The following is a 19931-nucleotide window of genomic DNA, read 5'->3' as shown; positions in this document are numbered from 1 at the left end:
ACATTATGGAAACTTTGACTTTTCGCTTCGAGCACGGCCAGCGCCGCCTCAAGGCCACGCCTGAACTGGTCGGCGTGGTCAGCTCGGGCAACCTGGAGGTACTGATCGAGCATGCGGCCCTCAATGGTGCCTGCGCCATCGAGGTCAAGACCGCCGCGCGCGGCTTCGGCACCATCTGGGAAGCGGTGATGGCCGACTTCCAGCAACGCTGGCAACTGGCCGATACCCGCATCTCCATCAACGACATGGGCGCGACGCCGGCCGTGGTCAGCCTGCGCCTGGACCAGGCCGTGGAAGCCATGGTGGAGGAGGGCGCATGAGTGCGAGCTATCTGGAAGCCACGGCGCGCGAGCGCATCCTGGCGGTGCTGGATGCGGGCAGTTTCAAGGAACTGCTGCCGCCCGCGCAGCGTGTGGTGAGTCCGCATCTGGGCCAGCTCGATGCGCCGGTCTCTTTCGACGATGGCGTCATCATCGGCGAAGGCCTGCTGGGTGGAAGCGCCGTGATGGCCGCCGCGCAGGAAGGCGGATTCATGGGCGGGGCGGTGGGCGAGGTGCACGGTGCCAAGCTGGTGGGCCTGCTCAAGCGCGCCATGGCCAGGCAGGCCGCAGGCGTGATCCTGCTGCTGGAAACCGGCGGCGTGCGCCTGCATGAAGCCAATGCGGGGCTCATCGCCGTCTCCGAAGTGATGCGCGCAGTGCTGGAGGCGCGTGCCGCCGGCATCCCGGTGATCGTGCTGGTTGGCGGCGCCAATGGCTGCTTCGGCGGCATGGGCATCGTGGCGCGCTGTGCCAATACCGTCATCATGTCCGAGGAAGGGCGGCTGGCCATGTCCGGTCCCGAAGTGATCGAAACCGCCAATGGCGTCGAAGAATTCGATTCGCGCGACCGCGCCCTGGTCTGGCGAACGACCGGCGGCAAGCATCGCTACCTGATCGGCGATTGCCAGCAACTGGTGAGCGATGACATTGACGCCTTCCGCACGGCAGCCATCGCCGCGTTGTCCGCCGTCAGCGATGCGAAGCTCACGCTGTCCGGGCTGGAGGCCGAGCAGGAGATGCTGCGCCGTCGCATCGCCACTTTCGGCCATGCCGAGGACCCGATGGATATCTGGGCCGAGCTGGGCGTGGCCCGACCGGAAACGGTACCGATGCTGGAAGCCGCTGCTTTCACCGCCATGGCCGAGCGCCTGCGCATCGTTTCCAAGGCCTGAGAGGAATTCATGAACCAGACTGTTACTCAACCCCAGGTCGACTGGCGCGCACTGGCGCAGGACTTGTTCCCGCAAGGCCACGCGATCACCGAGCAGGATCATTTTCTCTCCGGCACGGCGCAGGTGGATGGCCGTACCGTCACCGTGGTCGGTACCACCGGGCACACGCCCATCGGCATCGAAATTGCGCTGGCCCAGGCCAGTGCAATCCTGCAGACGGTGCGTGAACATCCCGGCCGGCCCATCGTGATCCTGGTCGATACCCAGGGCCAGCGCCTGCGCCACCGCGATGAAATGCTGGGCATCAACAGCTACATGGCGCATCTGGGCAAATGCGTGGAACTGGCGCGCCGTCAGGGCCATCGCGTGGTCGGCCTGGTGTATGACCAGGCGCTGTCGGGCGGCTTCATCACCAGCGGCCTGATCGCCGATGCCTGCTATGCCTTGCCGGAGGCGACCATTCGCGTGATGGGCCTGCCAGCGATGGCACGCATTACCAAGGTGCCGGAAGAACGGCTGACCGAGCTGGCCAAGAGCAATCCGGTGTTTGCCCCCGGACCTGAAAATTATTTACGCATGGGCGGCGTTGCTGAGATCTGGAATGACGACCTCGCCAAGGCGCTGGCCGATGCGCTGGCCCAGGATCGCAGTGCCGACACCCGTGCGGCCACGGGTCTCGAACGGGGCGGGCGCAAGTGGGCGCAACGCGTCATCGATGCGGTCGCCAACGATACGCCCTTGAACGGATGAGTATGCCGTCCGCGTCCGCTCTGGCCGACTCGCGTCATCACCTGCTCTGGCTGAGCGAGGCGGGCTGGTCGCGCCTGCTGGCCGGTGGCAGTGATGCACGCCAGCAGGCCACGCTACAGCACTGGCAGCGCATGCGCTGGCCGCTGATCGTGCGTCGCCGCGACGTGGAGGCCAAGGACGAAGAGATCTGTGTCGGCATCGCCTTGCCGCCCGATGCGCAGGGCAACAAGCCGCGCATTGCGCTGCGGGTGAGGGCCGATGAAGTGGCATCAAGCCGCGCGCCTTTCCTGCTGCGCGACATCGTCGCTGCGCGTCTGGCCGGTCTGCCGGCCGCGTGGCAGGCTGGGCTGGCGGAGTTGCAGGAGCACATGGAGCGCGCCGGTATTGCTCTCTCTGTATTCGGTTCTCTGGCTTGGCAGGCGGTGACGGCGCAAGTCTATCTGCGCAGCAGTTCCGACATCGACCTGCTGTTCCAGCCGCGCAGCCAGGCCCAGCTGGAAGCAGGCGTGAGGCTGCTGGCCTGGCAGGCGATGTTCCTGCCGCTGGATGGAGAAATCGTGTTTCCTGACGGGGCCGCCGTGTCGTGGAAGGAATGGCGACAGGTCGCGGTGCTGGGCAGCCATCCCGAAGGCCAGGTGCTGGTCAAGCGGCCAGCCAGCGTAGCGCTCGAACGCGTGGGCGCACTGCGCGCCAGCCTGCCGCAGGAGCAGACATGCGCCGCCTGATGCAGCATCCCGATACGCTGACCCCGCCGCTGCACCATACGCAGAAGCGCCGCGCCGCCCGCGAGAACCTGGCGTTCTGCCGCCAGCTCGCGCGCCTGGCGGTGCGCAGCCTGTACCAGGAACTGGTGCTCTATCCCAAGCCCGGCCTGGTCTCGCGCGTGGACAATGGCAGCCACACCGACATGACGGCCGAGACTTTCCTGCGCAGTCTGTTTGCGCTGCGCCATTACTTTTTCCAGATCGCCGCCGCAGGCCTCGACGGCGCGTCTTTCCGCACCCTGCAGACGCTGGCGATTCGCGCCGAAGAGCGCATGTTGCGCGCCACCGGCGGCATCAACACGCATCGCGGCGCGATCTTTGCGCTGGGCATGCTGTGCGCGGCCATGGGATATGCGCGCAGCCGTCACATGCCCATGCAACCGGCCACCCTCCGCGCCACCTTGCTGATCCAGTGGGGCGATGCACTGGCCCGCCATAGCGCGGCAGCGATGCCGTGCGGCCAACACAGCCATGGCCAGCGCGTGGCCGCCGAGCATGCCGTGGGCGGGGCGCGAGAGGAGGGCGCGCTGGGCTTCCCGGCAGTGTTCGAGGTGGCCTTGCCGCAATTGCAGGCCACGCTGGCGGCCGGACGCGAGCTGTATCAAGCCCGTATCGATGCGCTCTTTGCGCTGATGGCGCATCTCAGCGATACCAATGTCTACCATCGCGGCGGGGCCGAGGGCGCTGCCCTGGTTCGCAGTCGCAGTGCGGCCTTCCTGGCGGCGGGCGGTACTGCGCTTGCCGATTGGGAAGCGCGTGCGCTGGACTGCCATCGCGAGTTCGTCACCCGCCGCCTGTCGCCGGGCGGCGCGGCCGATCTGCTGGCGGCGGCTTGCCTGGTCCATGAGGTTTGCAACTTATGAGTCTGCGCCTGGCTATTCTGTGTCCGGGGCAGGGCGCGCAGCATGCGGGCATGTTCGATCTGCTGCGCGAGGATCCCGTGGCCAGCGCTTTCCTGACGCAAAGCGATCTGTCGTCGCATCTGCAAGCGCCGGTGGAAACGGTGCTCAACGATCCTGCGCAGCTGTACGCCAATCGCAACGCCCAACCGCTGATCGTCGCGGCGCAACTCGCCGCATGGCAAGCATTGCGGGAGCCGTTGTCAGCCTTCGCGGGTGCGCCTTTGGTGGTGGCGGGTTACAGCGTGGGCGAACTGGCCGCCTATGCGGTGGCCGGGGTCCTCGATCCCGCGCAATCCGTCGCACTGGCCGCACGGCGCGCTGCAGCGATGACCGAGGCCGCCAGCGTGCAACCGGAACAAGGCTTGATGGCCATTGGTGGACTGCCGCTTGCCGTGGCGCAGGAATGCCTGGCGCGGCATGGTGGTTACGTGGCTATCGTCACCGGTGAAGACACGCTCATCGGCGGTGGTAGCGGGAAAGCCCTGCAAGCCGCCGCGGATGAGCTTGCAACCGCCGGTGCGCGGACTTCAACGTTGCCCGTCGGACTGGCCTCGCACACCCCGTTGATGCAGGCGGCCACGGACTTGTTTGCGGCAGAGCTTGCCGCACTCCAGCTGCGCTCGCCCGGTCCGGCCTTGCTGGCGGGTGTCACCGGGCAGGCGATTGCCGACGCAGCGCAGGCGCGGACACTGCTGGTGCGACAGCTGGTCGCGCCCATCCAGTGGGCCGGCTGCATGGATGCCATGGCTGAGCGTGGCGTGACGGTCGCGTTGGAACTGGGGCCTGGCGCGGCACTATCGCGCATGCTGCGCGAGCGCCATCCGCAGATGGCCTGCCGTTCGCTGGCGGACTTCCGCAGCCTCTCGGGCGCGCTGGCATGGCTGCGTCGGCAGACTGACTGAATCGGCGCGCGGTCCGCCCTCGGCTGGCTTCTGCGCCATGCTGGTGCTATCGTGAAATGAAGAATTCTTCCATTGTCCATGCGCCTGTCGGATCCGGCTGACAGCGCAACCCGCTTTGTGCAGTTCAGTCCATCGCGGCGGCGAACCAATGACCGAACCCTCAGTCGCATCTTGAAGCAGTGCCCATGTTCAACCCGACCAGGAGGCCCCAAGATGAAAGTCGATGTGTACAAGCGCCCGGACGGCGACGGTTTGTTTTCCTACCTCGTCCTGCCCCACGAAAAGCCGATGCCGGAAGAGGTGACCAATACCGACTGGCAGCTCCACGAGCAAAACGTGGACTTTGAGCGCGACGGGAAGCGGCATTTCACGCTGGAGCCGGAAGATGCCTTCATGCAGATCGGCGAGAAAGGCTACGCCATCACCCATCTGGACCAACGCAGCGGCGACGGCGCGGCCTGAGACCCCAGGCTATCGGCCCATCCGCAGAGGAGATCATCATGCCCACTGAACAAGTAGGCGATTACGAAGTGGAATACGCTGGCGTGCGCCTCATCGGCGGCGACGAATGGGTGGCCCAGGTGGCCATCTTCGGCCATTCCACCAATCCCATGCACCGCAACCCGGTGTTCCCGGTGCAGCGCGTGCTGCCCGACCAGACCTTCGCCGATGAAAAGGCGGCCGAGGAGGGCGCGCGCCAGGCTGCGCATGAGCTGCTGGAGAAGCAGACAGCGCGGCATTGACCGCCGTTTCCCACTAAAGAAGCCCGATCCGCCTGTTGGCGCATCGGGTTTCTTCGCATTGATTGGACGCTGATGGCATGGAATTCGCATGCTGACGGCAGCGGCTGATGAGTGGCAGGCTGCTCACTCTGCTGTTTCGCAATAAAATGGCGTTGATTGCATTTTCCTTCACGTCTTCCTTTTCCTCGTCCGGCCAGGTCCCCCTCATGAAACCGCCTCTGCTCGTCCTGATTCACCTTTCCGAAGAAAGCACTGCCACCATCGCCGCCCACTACGACATCCTTTACGCGCCGGATCGCCAGCGCCGTGACGCGATGATCGCCGGCCCGGCCAAAAAGGTGGCGGTGGTGCTGACCAACGGCTCCACCGGCCTGACTGCCGACGAAATGCGCGCCTTGCCGCATCTGCAGCTGGTGTGTGCCCTGGGCGCCGGCTTTGAAAACATCGATGCCGCCCACGCCAAGGCGCATGGCATCGAGATCGCCACCGGTGCCGGTACCAACGAGGACTGCGTGGCCGACCATACGCTGGGCCTGCTGCTGGCCATCCTGCGCAACATCCCGGTGCTGGACCGCTACACCCGCGACGGCGGCTGGCGCGAGACCATCCCCCTGCAACCGCAGCTGGCGGGCAAGCGGGTAGGCATCGTCGGCATGGGCAATATCGGCAAGAAGATCGCCCGCCGCGCCGCTGCCTTCGATGCCGAGATCGCCTACTGCAACCGCAAGAAGCGTGATGACGTCGATTTCCACTACTTTCCGGACGTGGCCCAACTGGCCGGCTGGGCCGACTGCCTGATCGTGGCAGCGCCCGGCGGCGCCCAGACCCATCACCTCATCAATGCACGCGTGCTGGAAGAACTCGGTCCCAAGGGCTACCTGGTCAACATCGGCCGTGGCAGTATCGTCGATACCGAGGCCTTGGCCGCGGCCCTGTCGGCCGGCCGCCTGGCCGGTGCCGGGCTGGATGTCTACGAAGGCGAGCCCAAGCCGCCTGCGGCCCTGATCGGCCTGCCCAATGTGGTCCTGACGCCGCACATCGCCGGCTGGTCGCCGGAAGCCATCAGTGCTTCCGTGCGCCAGTTCCTGCGCAATTGCGAGGAGCATTTCGCGGCAGCCGAGCCGGTGGTGCGGGCCTGAGCGGGCGGCTGCGCGACAGCTGACGCGAGTTTTTTTTGCCATAGCCGGGCTGGCTGGCCGATAATGTCGGCCGCGGCCGGGGTGCTTTCCTCCACGAGAGCGTCCTGGCCGGTCGCCTGCGCGCGCTCGGGGGAGCGTGCCGGCGCACGGCACCCCGGTGTCATTTCATTCCAAGATCAACCCATCGCCATCACACTACAGAGAGAGCCACGCACCATGGATCTGCCATCTCACCAACTCACCATGACGGTCCTGATGACCCCGGACATGGCCAACTTCGCCGGCAACGTGCACGGGGGCACCATCCTCAAGCTGCTTGACCAGGTGGCCTATGCCTGCGGCAGCCGCTATGCCGGCCAGTACGTGGTGACCCTGTCGGTGGACCAGGTGATGTTCCGCCAGCCCATCCACGTGGGCGAGCTGGTGACCTTCCTGGCCAGCGTCAACCATACCGGCAAGTCGTCCATGGAAATCGGCATCAAGGTGGTGGCCGAGAACATCCGCACCCAGGAAACGCGCCACGTCAACAGCTGCTTCTTCACCATGGTGGCCGTGGACGACCAGCGCAAGCCGATCCCGGTGCCGCCGCTGCGACCCTTCTCGCAAGAAGAAAAGCGCCGCTTTGACGCCGCCGTGATCCGCAAGTCGCTGCGCCAGGAACTGGCGCGCCGCTACGAGGAAGTCAAGCCCGGCACGGACAAGGCCAACTGAGCTTTCCGGATCGCGCAATGAAAAAGGGGATGAGCCTGTGCTCATCCCCTTTTTTGATTCCCGCCGGACTGGCGCTCAGTCCAGATGCACCACCACCGAGCCAAGCACGCCCAGCTCGGCCAGCACAGTCTGTCCTGCCCGCACCGGCATGGGCACGATGGTGGAGCCGGTGGCAACCAGCTGTCCGGCCGCCAGTGTCAGGCCGTACTCGCGCAATTCATTGGCCAGCCAGGTCAGCGCCACGCGCGGATCGCCCAGCACCTGGGCACCACTGCCGGTGCGCCTTTCACCGCCTTCGATGGTGGCCGAGGTCGCCAGCGCGGCCAGGTCCAGGCTGCGCCAGTCGATGCTGGCCGGTGCGCCCAGCACGAACTGGTCGGCACAGCTGTTGTCGGCGATCAGCTGCGCTGCGCCCACTTCGCGGAACAGGTCATACCGGGTATCGGGGATCTCGATGGCCGGATGTACCGTGGCCACGGCCGCCATCACTTCTTCCTGCGTGTAAGGCGTATTGCGTGGCGCGAGCGTGCTGCCCATGCGGAAGGCCACTTCCACTTCGGCCACGCGCATCAGGTTGTCGCCCAGCGTGATGCGGGCACCGCTGCGGTGAATGCGCTCGGCCAGCAGGCGGCCAGCCAGCGGTGCATCGACCTTGAGCAATTGCTGTCCGCCGGGACCGGTGGCGGCGTTCTTCCAGCCGGCCAGCGGCGCGAAGCTGCGCGCTTCCAGGCGGCGCTGGATGTCATAGGCCTGACGCCGGTCCCCCGGCTGCAGATGCGCCGGCAATTGCGGGATGCGGCGGTTGTGCGCCCAGCAGTCCCACAGCAGGTCGGCGGCTTCCTGGCATTGTGAATCGGTCAGCACGGCGGTCTCCCCAATATGAAGGCTTGTGTTCAGACGCTCAAGGGGCCCAGTGCGCCGATGGCGATGGTCAGCAGGCCCAGGCACAGGTTGATGCCTACCAGCATGCGCACCTGGCGCAGGGCGCGCGAGGCGCGGTCCCAGTCTTGCTGGGCGGCCGCCAGCTTGAGGCGGCGGAAGGGGGCGAAGAAGATGTGGGCGAAGATCAGCATCATCACGATACCGATGCCGGTCATGGCGTGGACATAAGGCGGCAGCTTGGCAGCGCCAGCGCCCATCACGGCCATCATGTGCAGGCCGCTGCCCAGCACCAGTGCGATGGCGACCCAGACCCAGATGAAGAAATTGGCCAGCACGGCGGCCATCAGGCTCAGCCGCTGCTCCGGATGCAGCACGCCCAGCGCGGGGCGCAGGGCCATGTGGGCGAAGAACATGCCGCCGACCCAGATCGTCAGGCCCAGCAGATGGAAGAATTTGGCAAACAGCATGGCGCTCCCGTCAGAAAAGTTCATATGCGTCCGTGGCGCATTGTCGCATGAGTGGGAACACGGCGTATCGTCAGCCGGGCGAAACCGCCAGCTTGTGGTAATGTCTTGCAGAAACTTCATCACTAATACTACTCATCGGGCGCTTCTTTGCGCCGCCATCCGGGGGGACGGTCACACCATGTCGAACACTAGCTTCAGCGGCACCACGCTCAGTGCCATCTTCTTCTATCCGATCAAATCCTGCGGCGCGCTCTCCCTGAGCCGCGCCGAGATCAGTCCGCTGGGCCTGGCGCTGGACCGCCACTGGATGCTGGTGGACCGCCAAGGCCAGTTCCTGACCCAGCGCACGCATCCGGCGATGGCCTGCATCACGCCCGCTTTCGAGGGCGATGCCCTGGTTCTGCGTGCGCCCGGCATGCCCGCGCTGCAGCTGGCCGCCGCCGGCCAGGATGGTGCCACGCTCGCCGTCAAGGTCTGGGACAGCCGGGTTGAAGCGCTCGACCAGGGTGAGCAGGCGCGCGAGTGGTTCTCCGCCTACCTGCAGGATGACGCCCGCCTGGTGCGCTTCAATCCGGCCGTCAAGCGCGCCTGCAGTACCCGCTGGACCGGCGAGCATCGGGCCACGACGCAGTTTTCGGATGGCTATCCGCTGCTGGTGATCGGCCAGGCCTCGCTGGATGACCTCAACGCCCGGCTCGCCGCCAAGGGCGCACCGGCCTTGCCCATGGATCGCTTCCGTCCTAACCTGGTGATCGCCGGTTGGGAGGCCTATGAAGAAGACTTCATCGATACCGTGCGCCTGGGCAGTGAAGACCGTCCGGTACAACTGAAGCTGGTGAAGCCTTGTGCAAGATGTCCCATCCCCGGCATCGACCAGCGCAGCGGCCAGCGCGATCCGCAGTGGCCCAATGAACCCATGGACACGCTGGCCACCTATCGTGCCAATGCCAGGGTGAATGGCGGTCTCACCTTCGGCCAGAACGCCATCGTGATCGGCGGGGAGGGCGGCGTGATCGAGGTCGGCCAGGCCTGCGAGTGGGAACTGAATTTCTGAGTGTCCCGCCGGGTAGCCCCGTCAATCTCAATCCAGACTCAAGCCATCTCGGCAGTACCGCAGCAAGGAACAAGATGATCAAGGCATTGCGACAATCCCTCCTGCTCACCCTGGCTCTGGCGGGCGCGGGGTGCATTTTTGCCAGCGGCAGCGCTGGGGCCCAGGCACGTACCGTGCTGATCGGCCTGGCCGCGCCCATGAGCGGCCCGTCCGGCAGCACGGGCGTGAGCCTGGAACGCGCCGCCCAACTGGCGGTGGACGACCTCAACAACAGCAAGCCCGTCATCGCCGGCGAGCCGGTGCTGTTCAAGCTGCTGCCGCAGGACGACCGGGCCGATCCGCGCACGGGCGAGCTGATCGCCGATTACTTCGTCAAGAGCAAGGTGGCCGCCGTAGTCGGTCACTGGAACAGTGGCGTGGGCATCCCCGCCGCACGCATCTATGCCGCGGCAGGCATTCCGCACGTGGCCCCCGCCGTAACGGCCCCGGCTTACACGCAGCAGGGCGACGCCAGTGCCTTCCGCATCGTGCCGCACGACGGCGAGGGCGCGCGCCTGACCGCCGACTATGTCGTCCGCGAGCTGAAAGGCGTCAACGTCGCCGTGATCGATGACAGCACGGTGTTTGGCTCCACTTACGCCGACGAATTCGTCAAGTCGCTGACGGCCTTGCAGGGCAGGGTCACGGGACGCTATGCGGTGAGCAGCAAGACCTCCGACTTCAACAGCGTCCTGCGCAGCATCCGCGACAGCCATCCCGACGTGGTCTTCTTCGCCGGACTCGATGCCCAGGCCGCGCAACTGGTACAGGACCTGCGGCGGTTGCAGATCCGCGCGCCGCTGGTGGGGATCGGCGGACTGGTGGGGCCGACCTTTCTCAAGCTGGCCGGTGCCGCCGGGGAGGGGGTGAGCGTGGTGGAACCGGGACTGCCTTCCTACAAGGGCCCGCAGTGGAGCCATTTCGAACAAGCCTGGAAGGCGCGTTATCAGGACGAGATCTATCTCTATGCGCCCTTTGCCTATGATGCCGTGCGCGTGATCGCGGCCGCCATGCGCGAGGCCGATTCGGTGGAGCCGGCCAAGGTCACGGCCAGTCTGCACCGGATTCGATACAAGGGGATTTCCGGCACGATCGCCTTCGATGCCCAAGGCAACTTGCGCGATCCCGTATTCACCTTGTATCGCGTCAGTGGCGGACGGTGGCGCGTCGTGCGCAGCATCGGCAATCCGGACAGGAGTTGAGGGCGATCGAAGAATTCGAAGAACATTGTCGCTGCCAAAAACAATGACGCCCGGATGAACCGGGCGGCATTGCTGTTTGCGAAGAGCAGGGGGTGGCTTACTTCTTGGGACGTCCCACCTTCAGCGGGGTCAGGTTGCCGAGGATGTCCTTCAGTTCGTTGATCTTGAGGTTCTTGATCAGCGACACGCCGATACGCAGCAGGTCGCTCTTCTTGATCTCGACACCGGACTTCAGGCAGGTCTTCTTGACCTGGGCCAGCACGGCGTACTCGTTCTCGGGCATGGTGAAGCTGTCGCGCACTTGCTTGACCTTCTTGGCCTTGGGGGCTTTCTCGACTTTTTCTACCTTCTCGGCCTTGACCGGCTTGTCGGCCTTTTCAGGCTTGGCGACTTTCTCGATCTTCTTTTCGGCCTTGGGGGCTGCCGGTGCAGCTGCTGCAGCGGCCGGCTTGGCGGCTGCGCGGGTGGCGGGCTTGACGGCTGGTTTCTTCACCGCGGCGGGCTTGGGGGCTGCCGGCTTGGCGACAGGTTTCTTGGTTTCGGTTGCTGCTGCTGCGGCTTGAACTCTGGTGGCCATGAACGCTCCTCTGAAAATTGATATAAACAATATATATTTTTTGCGCCTTTGCCGCAACATTCCTGCCGCCTGGCAACGATTTCATCGTCGTATTTCGATGTTGCAAACGTTTTCAGGGGTGCGGTGACCACAGCATACGCGCCTGGCCGTATTGCGGCGAATTACTTGTCCCGGGCGAAATGAACTTCTCCAGATTCATGGCCGCGATGCTAGCAAGTCCAGGTTAAAACTCTGTGACAAAGGTCAAAACAATTTATACGAAGCGCAAAGCCACAAAAAAAAGCAGCCCGGCCTTGCGGACGGACTGCAATCAACAACGCTCTCTACCGGGGACTTACATGATGCTGTTGGCGACGGCTGGCAACTTATCGCTGGAGACCGGTGTGCTGCCAGGCTGGTTGCCGGCAGCAGTCTTCAGTGGGGTCACGGTGGCCGGGCCCTTGTGCTGGGCGGCCTGCGCCAGATCGTTCTGGCTGGTGAATTCCTGCAGGAACTGGGCGAAGCCGGTGCCGACTTCCTTGTGCTTGAAGCCCATGGCGACGGCTGCCTTCAGGTAGCCCAGCTTGGAGCCGCAGTCGAAACGCTGGCCTTCGTAGCGATAGGCCAGGATCTGTTCCTGTTCCAGCAGGGCAGAGATGGCATCGGTCAGCTGGATTTCGCCACCGGCACCGGTGCCGATGTTTTCCAGGCGCTCGAAGATGGCCGGGGTCAGCACATAGCGGCCCACGACGGCGAGGGTCGACGGTGCGTCTTCCGGCGACGGCTTTTCGACGATGCCGCTCAGCAGCTCGGTACGCTCGCCGTGTGCAGTGCCGCTGACGATGCCGTACTGGCGGGTTTCCGGACGCGGTACGTCCTGCACGGCCAGCAGGCTCTTGCCTTCACGTTCGTACAGTTCGGTCATCTGTGCCATCACGTTTTTCTGGCCGGGAGCGGCATCCATGAAATCGTCAGCCAGCAGCACGGCGAAGGGCTCGTCACCCACCAGCGGCTTGGCCAGCAGCACGGCGTGGCCCAGGCCCAGCGGCTCGGCCTGGCGTACGTAGACGCAGTTGATGTGCTTGGGAATGACGTTGCGGATGGTTTCCAGCAGCTTCACCTTGCCGGCGGCTTCCAGTTCGGATTCCAGCTCATAGGCCTTGTCGAAGTGGTCTTCGATGGCGCGCTTGTTGCGGCCGGTGATGAAGATCATTTCGGTAATGCCCGCTTCCACCGCTTCTTCAACGGCGTACTGGATCAGCGGCTTGTCGACGATGGGCAGCATTTCCTTGGGCTGTGCCTTGGTGGCGGGAAGGAAGCGGCTGCCGAGGCCAGCGACGGGGAAAACGGCTTTGGTGATTTTTTTCATGGTAAGTCCAGTTTTGGTTGAGTGAAGGGCGTGACACCCAAAGGCACACAATGCAGGCTTGCTAGCGACTCGCGCCTCCTCACGCCTGTCTGTTGTTCTTGATCATCTTCATCTGCAAAAACGCGCGGCATCCCTGAAACAGGGGCGCGACGCCGGGGAAGGCGTGGCTCAATGCATGCGCCGCAGTCTCCAGCAGGGAAGCACGTGGCTGACGGCGCGTTGCCGGTACAGCGGCCGCTGCCTGCTCATCGACCAGCGCGATGCGCTGCGGCAGGCTGCCTTCGTTGAGTTGGTCCAGCACCGAAGCCAGCTGTGGTGCCTTCATCGAAATCTGATGCAGCATCTCGGCCGATTCGCGGGCGTAGCGGGCATAGTGTTCGACGAAATCAGCGCCCTCGGCGGCCTGCGGTGCAGTGCCGAAGGTGTTCAGCGCGAAGGCATTGGCAAAGACGGGTGACGGACGGGCACTGGTTTCGGTGGCGGACATGATGGCGGCTCTCTTGGAAATCGGGCTGGCGAATGCGGTATTGGTCAGGCGCGGCGGCAAGCGATGGATGCTGGGTTCGATGCTGCACTGCGCTTATGTGCAGCAAGAGTAAAAAAACTCGCGCTTCCTCTCTATAGGAATGCCGCCTTTTGCGATGTAGGAAAAGAGGAAGGCGCGGCCATGACCGCTTTGCGCGCCGCAAACCAGCGCGACTTGGTACTGATCGGCTCAACAGCGCCACATGCCGGGCTTGTCCTACAAGGAAATGGGCCGCTGTCCGATACCTTGCCGACGCGCGCTTTTCTATCATCACCTCATCTGTTGCGCAGAGCGCTTGCAGAGAAGTGGAAGCAAGAGGAAGCCCCTGCATTGCACGGTTTCCGACATCAACCCAAGAACGACAGAACGATTGAAAGGGAACATCATGGAACACGGACTCATCGCATGGCTGATCATTGGTGCCGTTGCCGGCTGGCTGGCCGGTGTGCTGGTCAAGGGTGGCGGCTTCGGTCTGCTGGCTGACATCCTCATCGGTATCGTCGGTGCCGTCATCGGTGGCTGGCTCGCCGGTCTGCTGGGCATCGCCGTGGGTGGCGGCATCCTGGCGTCCATCGTCACGGCGACGCTGGGTGCCATCGTGCTGCTGGTGATCGTGCGCGCTTTCCGGCGAGCCTGACCAGGCCTGCACGCGGCCACGCCTGAAGGGGCGCGGCCGGTGTTTCTGCCCTGACCGAATGCGTCCGTGCCTTGGCCCGGACGCGTTTTGCTTTTCGGCAAGGCGCTTCATGAGTCAGCCGCATCCGCGCATCGCTGCGGCCCGCAAAGCCCCGTGAACAGTGCCCCGCGGCAAGCTTTCTGCAAGAATCTTCATATCGATGCTGCAGCGCGCCATCCTGGCGTTACAATGTCCGGGACGTTGAAAAAAGATCAAGTAGCGAAGTGGCCGTGCCACCTCGTTTCCTCAGATATCCATTCATCCAGAACAAACCTATGAGTAGCGTCAATCCCCTCGCCGGCAAGCGTGCCGCCCCCTCAGCCCTGGTGAACCTGCCGGTGCTGCTGTCGAACTACTACAGCCTGCGTCCTGATGTGGCCGAAGCCAGCCACCGTGTGGCGTTCGGTACCTCCGGCCATCGCGGCAATGCCAATCTGCACAGCTTCAACGAATGGCACGTGCTGGCCATCACGCAGGCCATCTGCGACTACCGCAAGGAGCAGGGTTTCAAGGGGCCGCTGTTCCTGGGCATCGATACCCACGCCCTGTCGGAACCGGCCTGGCACAGCGCACTGGAAGTGCTGGCCGCCAACGAAGTGGTGACCATGCTGGCCGAGGGCAGCCCCTATGCGCCCACGCCAGCCGTCTCGCACGCGATCCTCACGCACAACCGCGTGCACCGTGACAAGCTGGCCGATGGCATCGTGGTCACGCCCTCGCACAACCCGCCGGACAATGGCGGTTTCAAGTACAACATGCCCAATGGCGGTCCCTCGGATTCCAACGTCACCAGCTGGATCGAGAAGCGCGCCAATGGTTATCTGGAGCAGAAGCTGGAAGGCGTGCGCCGCGTCAGCTTCGAGAAGGCCCTGAAGGCCGAGACCACGCGCCGCTACGACTATCTCGACAACTACGTGGGCGACCTGCCCAACATCATCGACCTGGGGGCCATCTCGGCGGCCAACGTCAAGATCGGGGTGGATCCGCTGGGCGGTGCCGGCCTGCATTACTGGTCGGCCATCGCCGATCGCTACAAGCTCAACCTGGAAGTGGTCAACACCGATGTCGATGCCAGCTTCCGCTTCGTGCCGCTGGACTGGGACGCGCAGATCCGCATGGATCCGTCCTCGCCCTATGCCATGAGCGAGCTGATCGCCCTGAAGGACCGTTTCGACGTCGCCATGGCCTGCGACACCGACCATGACCGCCACGGCATCGTCGCCAAAAGCACCGGCCTGCTGCCGGCCAACGACTACCTGTCGGTGGCGGTGTATTACCTGTTCCGCCATCGTCCGGCCTGGCGTGCCGATGCGGCCGTGGGCAAGACCTTGGTGTCGAGCCAGATGATCAATCGCGTGGCCGATCACCTGGGCCGCAAGCTGCTGGAGATGCCGGTCGGTTTCAAGTGGTTCGTCGATGGCCTGTACGACGGCAGCCTGGGCTTCGGTTGCGAGGAAAGCGCTGGCGCCTCCTTCGTGCGTTTCGACGGCCAGCCCTGGAGCACCGACAAGGACGGCATCACTGCCGCCTTGCTGGCCGCCGAGATGACCGCCCGCACCGGCAATGATCCCGGCCAGATCTACCAGGACCTGACCCGCCAGTTGGGTGCGCCTGTCAATGGCCGCAAGGAAGCCGCCGCCACGCCGGAGCAGAAGGCGCGCCTGTCCAAACTGTCGCCGCAGGATGTGACGTCGACCGAGCTGGCCGGCGAGACCATCCGCGAGGTGATGACGACCGCACCGGCCAACGGCAAGCCCTTCGGCGGCCTGAAGATCGTCACCGACAATGGCTGGTTTGCGGCCCGTCCTTCCGGCACCGAGAGCATCTACAAGATCTATGGCGAGAGCTTCCGCGACCAGGCGCATCTGGACCGCATCTTCGCCGAAGCGCAAGAGATCGTGACGCGCGCGCTCAAGGCCAGCTGATTGCGCTGACGTCTTGCATTGCGCATGCCGATGACGCCGCCACCCCTTGGGGCTGGCGGCGTTTTTTTTCCGGCCTTCCTACAGGCGAATGGGCCGATGTCTGGCTGAGGGCAGGGCAGGGGCTTCGTAAGATGAGGTATTGTTTGCCACCTTGTCAGGAGGACCGCCATGAACCTGCCTCGTCCGGATCTCGCTGCAGAGTCCGCTGCAGCGCAGGGCGCGCGACCACCGGAAACCCCGGCAGCCGCACTGCTGCGTCCACCCGGCACGCCGCCTGCGCCGTCAGGCGCGCCCGTGCCGGATCACATCGTGGCCGATCCCGGCCATGTCGTTGAGCCCGACGGCACCGAAGACCCGCTGGCCAATGCCGATGATGGCTTGCTGCCCACGCTGCCGGCACGGCCCGGCGACCACACTACCCCTTTACCCTCAGAGGAGAACACCATGCACAAGCCCCAGGACACCCCGCCGGTCGAGGTCCCGCCGCTCGATCCGACGCCGCCCCAGGACCCGATTCCCCATCAGAACCCGATGGCCGGCCAGGGTTGAGCTTGCCTGCCGGATCTGCCACCCGAATTGCACTCTCCGAGGAGGTCTGTTTGTACCATTCCCTGCACACTCCCCAAGAAACCCCGCCGGTCAACGAGCCCAACCTGCCGCCGCCGGCACTGCCCGATGATGAGCCGGTGCCGGTGCAAGATCCGCCCGACAATCCCCGGCCTTCCGACAAGCCTTTGCGCATGTAAGTAGCTGTCGTTGAGCGCGCTTGCGAAGCAGGCGCGCCGTTCTTCGTTGCGCTTGCAGCCGTCCATCGCGACTTTGGTTTTTGCATTTCCGTTCACGTCTTGCGAGCGATCGAGCGTGCAACATGCCGTTACGCGGCCATTGCGACTGCGCGCTGTCTTTTTCTTTCATATCGCCCCGGAACCGCCCTGATTTCGGCCCGCACCATCTCCTTTGCAGTCTGCCATCTCTCCCCGCCATTCTTTCGCGTTGATTGAGACTTTTCTCGTTCAAGCCGCTTTGCATTTGTGAAAGCATCTGCTTTTTGCGGAGACCGCAGATGAATTGAGCAGGACTGCCACCTCCGCCGTCCTTGTCAGGAGTGGCACCTTGTATCCCTATCCTCCGCAGTCCATGGGTTTTCCCGCTGGCCGCCGCCACACTGTGCTGGCGGCGCTTCCTCTGCATGTGCTGGTACGCCTGCAGCCAAGCGGCAGCAGCACCGCCCGGGTGCTGTGCGAGCCGGTCAAGGCCGGGCCGGCTGCCGGTGCGCAGGCCATGGTGCTCTACCTGTCTCCCTTTGATGCGCATCTCGATGCGCTCTGGCTGGGTCTGGCTGTGGAGGATTACCAGGTACTGCCGGTGGCATCCTTTTCCCCCGATGAGCTGGTGGCGCGTCATCAGGGCCACTTGCCGTACTGCCTGCATCTGGCATGGGGCGCGCACGATGGCCGCATCGCCGTGCGCGCGCAGGGCGATCCGGTGCGGCTGTCGTCGGCGCGCGTGGCCCAGGTGTCGGCGAGCATCGACAGCATCCCGCTGGACATCGGACTGGCCGATCTCGAATGCCACGCCCGACTATGGGAGTGCGCCGGTCTCTACGCCCATGCGGAGACAGCGGCCCGGCTGGAACAACTGAACCCGCAGCAGCGCCACCGGCATGCCGAGCGGGCCATGGAGCGCATCCCGGGCCGCACTGAACCGGGCCGGGAAATCAACCAGATCGCGCTGTATGACGCCGAATCGGCGCAATGGCACTTCGTCGCCCTCGATTTTCTTGCCGAGATGGTCGCCGGGCCGCGCTGAGGCCGTCGCGAGCCGACATCGGCCTCTCGGTGTTGTCGCCGGGCGCACAACAGGGCGCACGCCGTCCGTGGCAAGTGACTTGTTCCTGCTCATTGAGAGTTTTCTGATATCCATGGCATTGCCCTTCTGCAACCATGGTGGCCGGTTGTGTTTCTGCTGCAGCCGATCTGATCCGCCGTCTGTTGAAGGAGCTGTCAATGATTTGCTTCCTTGCCCATGCCTCTCCCTGGAAGAAGAGCGCGCTGCGCTGCCTGCCCTTGGTCCTGCTGTTCGTCTGTCTGGCGGCGCTGCCCGGTCCGCGATCGCCGCCCGAAGAAGTGCTGGCCAGTTGCCTGGCCGTAGACCATTTTCCCCTCAGCAGGGTCAGCATCGATCCGGTCGCAGGGCGGGTCGAGGTGATGGAAAGCGGCCCGGCATCTCCCTACAGCCTGTATCTGCCTGATGGCGACAATCGCCAGTGGCGCATCGGTTATGCCAGCGGCAAGCCCCCCGGACGTGACTATCTGTTCGTCAATTCCCATCGCGGCTACCTTGACCGGGCCATCGGCCTGTCACCGGAGCGCGCCCCCCGGCTGTCCCGCCCGCAAAAGGCCTCGTTTGCCGTGCTGGGCTTCCTGGGGGAACGCTACCTGTGCCTGATGGAAGTGCACGGGCACGGTCCCCGGTCCGGCCAGCGCTCGGTGTACGTGGCGCGCATTCCCACCCGCATGGGGGCGGAAATGAGCCTGTATTACAAGCTGGCCGCTTCGCCTGCCTTGCCGCAACTGCCGGCTGCTTCCTCCAGTGCATCCCCCTCATCCTCCTCGCCGCTCCAGCCCGCCTTGCCCCGCTGAAGTTGCCGCCAGCCCCGTGCAGGCTGACAATGCAGGTTGCCCAAGCCCGCCCCCGCCTTTATACTTCGCCACTTAGCATTGCTTCTGGTATTCCTGTGCGCAGCCGCGCCTGGAATTGAAACGGGAAGCCGGTGCGGCCGGTGCCACAGCATCGGGCCAAAGCCGGCGCTGCCCCCGCAACGGTAAGCGAGGAAGGACACGCACTACGCCACTGTGCCCCGCGCATGGGAAGGCGCCTGTCCCGAAGCCCAGGCTTCCCCTCGCCAGCCCGGAGACCGGCCCGAGGCAAGTTCTTGAATGCATCGCGGAGGGCGATCATGCGGAAAGCTTCCATCATTTCCCGCTGGTGTGAACCGGTGCCGTCAGCCGACGGCGGGATTGTGCTTGGGCGCTCGCCGTGTGGCTTCCTTCGTTTCATCCACCTGCCAAGGAAAGCGCATGTCCACTCCCTCCGGTCTCGACGCCCGTCACACCGCTGATTCTTCCTCTTCCAGCCGCTCCGGCAGCCAGGTCTGGCGCGACCGCATCGCGCCCTCGCTGCTGGCCTTCGCGCTGGGCGTGGCGCTGATCTACGGCGCCGGCTTCGCCTCCAAAGTCGAGCTGCACAATGCCGCCCACGATGGCCGCCACTCGGCCGGTTTCCCTTGCCACTGAGGAGCGGACGATGAACTGGACCGTATTCCGGCGCATGGCGTCGGCTGTGGTGGTGGCAGGTGCCTTGTCGGGCGTGCTGCTGTCGGGCGTGCAACAATTCCAAGTCGAAAAGATCATCCTCAAGGCAGAGGAATATGAAAAGGCCAGCGAATCGGCGGCCCCCGCGGCCGATGACCACGCCCACGAACCCGCCGCCCAGGCGGCTGCGCACGAGCACTCGCATGCGAACGCACATGAGCACGAACACGCGCATGACGCCAATGCCTGGGAGCCGGCTGACGGCGCCGAGCGCACCGGCTACACCGTGCTGGCCAACGTCAGCATGGCGGTCGGTTTCGCCTTGCTGCTGGTGGCGGCCTTTGCCCTGAGCGGACGCCAGATCAGCTGGCGCAGCGGCCTGCTGTGGGGCCTGGCCGGTTATGGCGTGTTCTTCGTCGCGCCCTCGCTGGGCTTGCCGCCGGAAGTCCCCGGTACCCTGGCCGCACCGCTGCAGGCGCGCCAGCTCTGGTGGGTGATGACCGCCGCCATGACGGCGGCCAGCCTGGGCCTGTTCGTCTTCACCCGTGGCTGGCCGTGGAAGCTGGTCGGCGTCATGCTCCTGGTGGTTCCGCATTTCATCGGCGCACCGCAGCCGGAAGTGCATGGCAGCGTGGCACCCGAAGAGTTGGCACAAGCCTTCATCCGCGCCACGGCGGCGGCCAATGCCGTGTTCTGGCTGGCGCTGGGCGGGCTGACCGGTTTCTTCTATCGCCGCTTCGGCTGATGGGCCGGCCCTGACGGGCCCCTGTCCGGCGTTGCTGCGCCGGGGAAAGTAA

The 19931-nt window shown here is 64.8% G+C and carries 25 protein-coding genes and 1 riboswitch; of the genes, 20 read left to right on the top strand and 5 right to left on the bottom strand.

Annotated features, from left to right (window positions below):
* Window positions 1-5 precede the first annotated feature (5 nt).
* From mdcC to JOD78_RS05200, 10 genes are all read left to right on the top strand, one after another.
* On the top strand, window positions 6-320 hold the full coding sequence (gene mdcC / locus JOD78_RS05245) for a malonate decarboxylase acyl carrier protein (RefSeq protein WP_209566764.1): 315 nt from the start codon (window positions 6-8) through the stop codon (window positions 318-320).
* Complete coding sequence (locus JOD78_RS05240) at window positions 317-1213, top strand: biotin-independent malonate decarboxylase subunit beta (RefSeq protein ID WP_209566763.1); 897 nt, start codon at window positions 317-319, stop codon at window positions 1211-1213. The genes mdcC and JOD78_RS05240 overlap by 4 nt, the downstream gene beginning before the upstream one ends.
* Window positions 1214-1222: 9 nt before the next feature.
* A complete protein-coding gene (gene mdcE / locus JOD78_RS05235) occupies window positions 1223-1963 on the top strand; it encodes a biotin-independent malonate decarboxylase subunit gamma (RefSeq protein WP_209566760.1) in 741 nt (246 codons plus the stop codon).
* 2 nt (window positions 1964-1965) lie between these two features.
* Window positions 1966-2688: a malonate decarboxylase holo-[acyl-carrier-protein] synthase gene (gene mdcG / locus JOD78_RS05230; protein ID WP_245201980.1), complete on the top strand. Its 723-nt coding sequence runs from the start codon at window positions 1966-1968 to the stop codon at window positions 2686-2688.
* Window positions 2676-3590 (top strand): triphosphoribosyl-dephospho-CoA synthase MdcB, encoded by a 915-nt coding sequence (mdcB, locus tag JOD78_RS05225; RefSeq protein WP_209566758.1) that lies wholly within the window; start codon window positions 2676-2678, stop codon window positions 3588-3590. Before mdcG ends, mdcB begins: the two co-directional genes overlap by 13 nt.
* On the top strand, window positions 3587-4531 hold the full coding sequence (locus JOD78_RS05220) for an acyltransferase domain-containing protein (protein WP_209566756.1): 945 nt from the start codon (window positions 3587-3589) through the stop codon (window positions 4529-4531). The genes mdcB and JOD78_RS05220 overlap by 4 nt, the downstream gene beginning before the upstream one ends.
* A gap of 213 nt (window positions 4532-4744) precedes the next feature.
* Window positions 4745-4993 carry a DUF6139 family protein gene (locus JOD78_RS05215; RefSeq protein ID WP_039785709.1) on the top strand — a complete coding sequence of 83 codons (249 nt, stop codon included), beginning with the start codon at window positions 4745-4747 and terminating at the stop codon, window positions 4991-4993.
* Window positions 4994-5031: 38 nt separating this feature from the next.
* Window positions 5032-5274 carry a hypothetical protein gene (locus JOD78_RS05210; RefSeq protein ID WP_121041588.1) on the top strand — a complete coding sequence of 81 codons (243 nt, stop codon included), beginning with the start codon at window positions 5032-5034 and terminating at the stop codon, window positions 5272-5274.
* 206 nt (window positions 5275-5480) lie between these two features.
* Complete coding sequence (locus JOD78_RS05205; protein ID WP_121042316.1) at window positions 5481-6413, top strand: 2-hydroxyacid dehydrogenase; 933 nt, start codon at window positions 5481-5483, stop codon at window positions 6411-6413.
* Between the two features lie 216 nt (window positions 6414-6629).
* Window positions 6630-7124: an acyl-CoA thioesterase gene (locus JOD78_RS05200; RefSeq protein WP_034334157.1), complete on the top strand. Its 495-nt coding sequence runs from the start codon at window positions 6630-6632 to the stop codon at window positions 7122-7124.
* A 75-nt stretch (window positions 7125-7199) separates the two neighbouring features.
* Here the strand turns inward: JOD78_RS05200 and JOD78_RS05195 are convergent, their stop codons facing one another.
* Complete coding sequence (locus JOD78_RS05195; protein ID WP_204726547.1) at window positions 7200-7988, bottom strand: fumarylacetoacetate hydrolase family protein; 789 nt, start codon at window positions 7986-7988, stop codon at window positions 7200-7202.
* 29 nt (window positions 7989-8017) lie between these two features.
* The gene (locus JOD78_RS05190) at window positions 8018-8473 is read right to left on the bottom strand and encodes a CopD family protein (protein ID WP_034334161.1); all 456 of its coding nucleotides are present in this window, start codon (window positions 8471-8473) and stop codon (window positions 8018-8020) included.
* 178 nt (window positions 8474-8651) lie between these two features.
* Here JOD78_RS05190 and JOD78_RS05185 point away from each other — a divergent pair, with 178 nt between their 5' ends.
* The gene (locus tag JOD78_RS05185) at window positions 8652-9527 is read left to right on the top strand and encodes an MOSC N-terminal beta barrel domain-containing protein (protein WP_121041580.1); all 876 of its coding nucleotides are present in this window, start codon (window positions 8652-8654) and stop codon (window positions 9525-9527) included.
* A 74-nt stretch (window positions 9528-9601) separates the two neighbouring features.
* Entirely contained in the window at window positions 9602-10768 is a 1167-nt protein-coding gene (locus tag JOD78_RS05180; protein ID WP_209566753.1) for a branched-chain amino acid ABC transporter substrate-binding protein, read from the top strand.
* Between the two features lie 97 nt (window positions 10769-10865).
* On the opposite strand, the gene JOD78_RS05175 is transcribed toward JOD78_RS05180, so the two are convergent.
* From JOD78_RS05175 to JOD78_RS05165, 3 genes are all read right to left on the bottom strand, one after another.
* The gene (locus JOD78_RS05175; protein ID WP_209566751.1) at window positions 10866-11345 is read right to left on the bottom strand and encodes a hypothetical protein; all 480 of its coding nucleotides are present in this window, start codon (window positions 11343-11345) and stop codon (window positions 10866-10868) included.
* A 334-nt stretch (window positions 11346-11679) separates the two neighbouring features.
* Window positions 11680-12693: a UTP--glucose-1-phosphate uridylyltransferase GalU gene (gene galU, locus JOD78_RS05170; protein ID WP_209566749.1), complete on the bottom strand. Its 1014-nt coding sequence runs from the start codon at window positions 12691-12693 to the stop codon at window positions 11680-11682.
* A gap of 79 nt (window positions 12694-12772) precedes the next feature.
* The gene (locus tag JOD78_RS05165; RefSeq protein ID WP_198516508.1) at window positions 12773-13180 is read right to left on the bottom strand and encodes a hypothetical protein; all 408 of its coding nucleotides are present in this window, start codon (window positions 13178-13180) and stop codon (window positions 12773-12775) included.
* A 424-nt stretch (window positions 13181-13604) separates the two neighbouring features.
* Here JOD78_RS05165 and JOD78_RS05160 point away from each other — a divergent pair, with 424 nt between their 5' ends.
* The 8 genes from JOD78_RS05160 to JOD78_RS05125 all read left to right on the top strand — a co-directional run bounded on the left by JOD78_RS05160 (window position 13605) and on the right by JOD78_RS05125 (window position 19879).
* Window positions 13605-13856, top strand: coding sequence for a GlsB/YeaQ/YmgE family stress response membrane protein (locus JOD78_RS05160; RefSeq protein WP_017450312.1), 252 nt, complete (start codon window positions 13605-13607; stop codon window positions 13854-13856).
* Window positions 13857-14170: 314 nt separating this feature from the next.
* Window positions 14171-15820 carry a phosphoglucomutase (alpha-D-glucose-1,6-bisphosphate-dependent) gene (pgm, locus tag JOD78_RS05155; RefSeq protein ID WP_121041572.1) on the top strand — a complete coding sequence of 550 codons (1650 nt, stop codon included), beginning with the start codon at window positions 14171-14173 and terminating at the stop codon, window positions 15818-15820.
* Between the two features lie 168 nt (window positions 15821-15988).
* Entirely contained in the window at window positions 15989-16369 is a 381-nt protein-coding gene (locus JOD78_RS05150) for a hypothetical protein (RefSeq protein ID WP_245201979.1), read from the top strand.
* A gap of 50 nt (window positions 16370-16419) precedes the next feature.
* Complete coding sequence (locus tag JOD78_RS05145) at window positions 16420-16566, top strand: hypothetical protein (RefSeq protein ID WP_166675071.1); 147 nt, start codon at window positions 16420-16422, stop codon at window positions 16564-16566.
* Window positions 16567-16933: 367 nt separating this feature from the next.
* A complete protein-coding gene (locus JOD78_RS05140) occupies window positions 16934-17629 on the top strand; it encodes a hypothetical protein (RefSeq protein ID WP_199725068.1) in 696 nt (231 codons plus the stop codon).
* A gap of 197 nt (window positions 17630-17826) precedes the next feature.
* Complete coding sequence (locus tag JOD78_RS05135; protein WP_245201978.1) at window positions 17827-18462, top strand: hypothetical protein; 636 nt, start codon at window positions 17827-17829, stop codon at window positions 18460-18462.
* A gap of 68 nt (window positions 18463-18530) precedes the next feature.
* A riboswitch (cobalamin riboswitch) is annotated at window positions 18531-18761 on the top strand.
* Between the two features lie 139 nt (window positions 18762-18900).
* Complete coding sequence (locus JOD78_RS05130; protein WP_121041568.1) at window positions 18901-19116, top strand: CbtB domain-containing protein; 216 nt, start codon at window positions 18901-18903, stop codon at window positions 19114-19116.
* A gap of 10 nt (window positions 19117-19126) precedes the next feature.
* On the top strand, window positions 19127-19879 hold the full coding sequence (locus tag JOD78_RS05125; RefSeq protein ID WP_209566747.1) for a CbtA family protein: 753 nt from the start codon (window positions 19127-19129) through the stop codon (window positions 19877-19879).
* The last annotated feature ends 52 nt before the right edge of the window (window positions 19880-19931 follow it).

Origin of the sequence: Herbaspirillum sp. 1130 (genome assembly GCF_017833835.1) — a bacterium.
GTDB classification, from domain to species: domain Bacteria; phylum Pseudomonadota; class Gammaproteobacteria; order Burkholderiales; family Burkholderiaceae_D; genus Herbaspirillum; species Herbaspirillum huttiense.
Note: the sequence above shows the minus strand (reverse complement) of the source record. Positions and strands in the feature narration are given on the sequence as shown.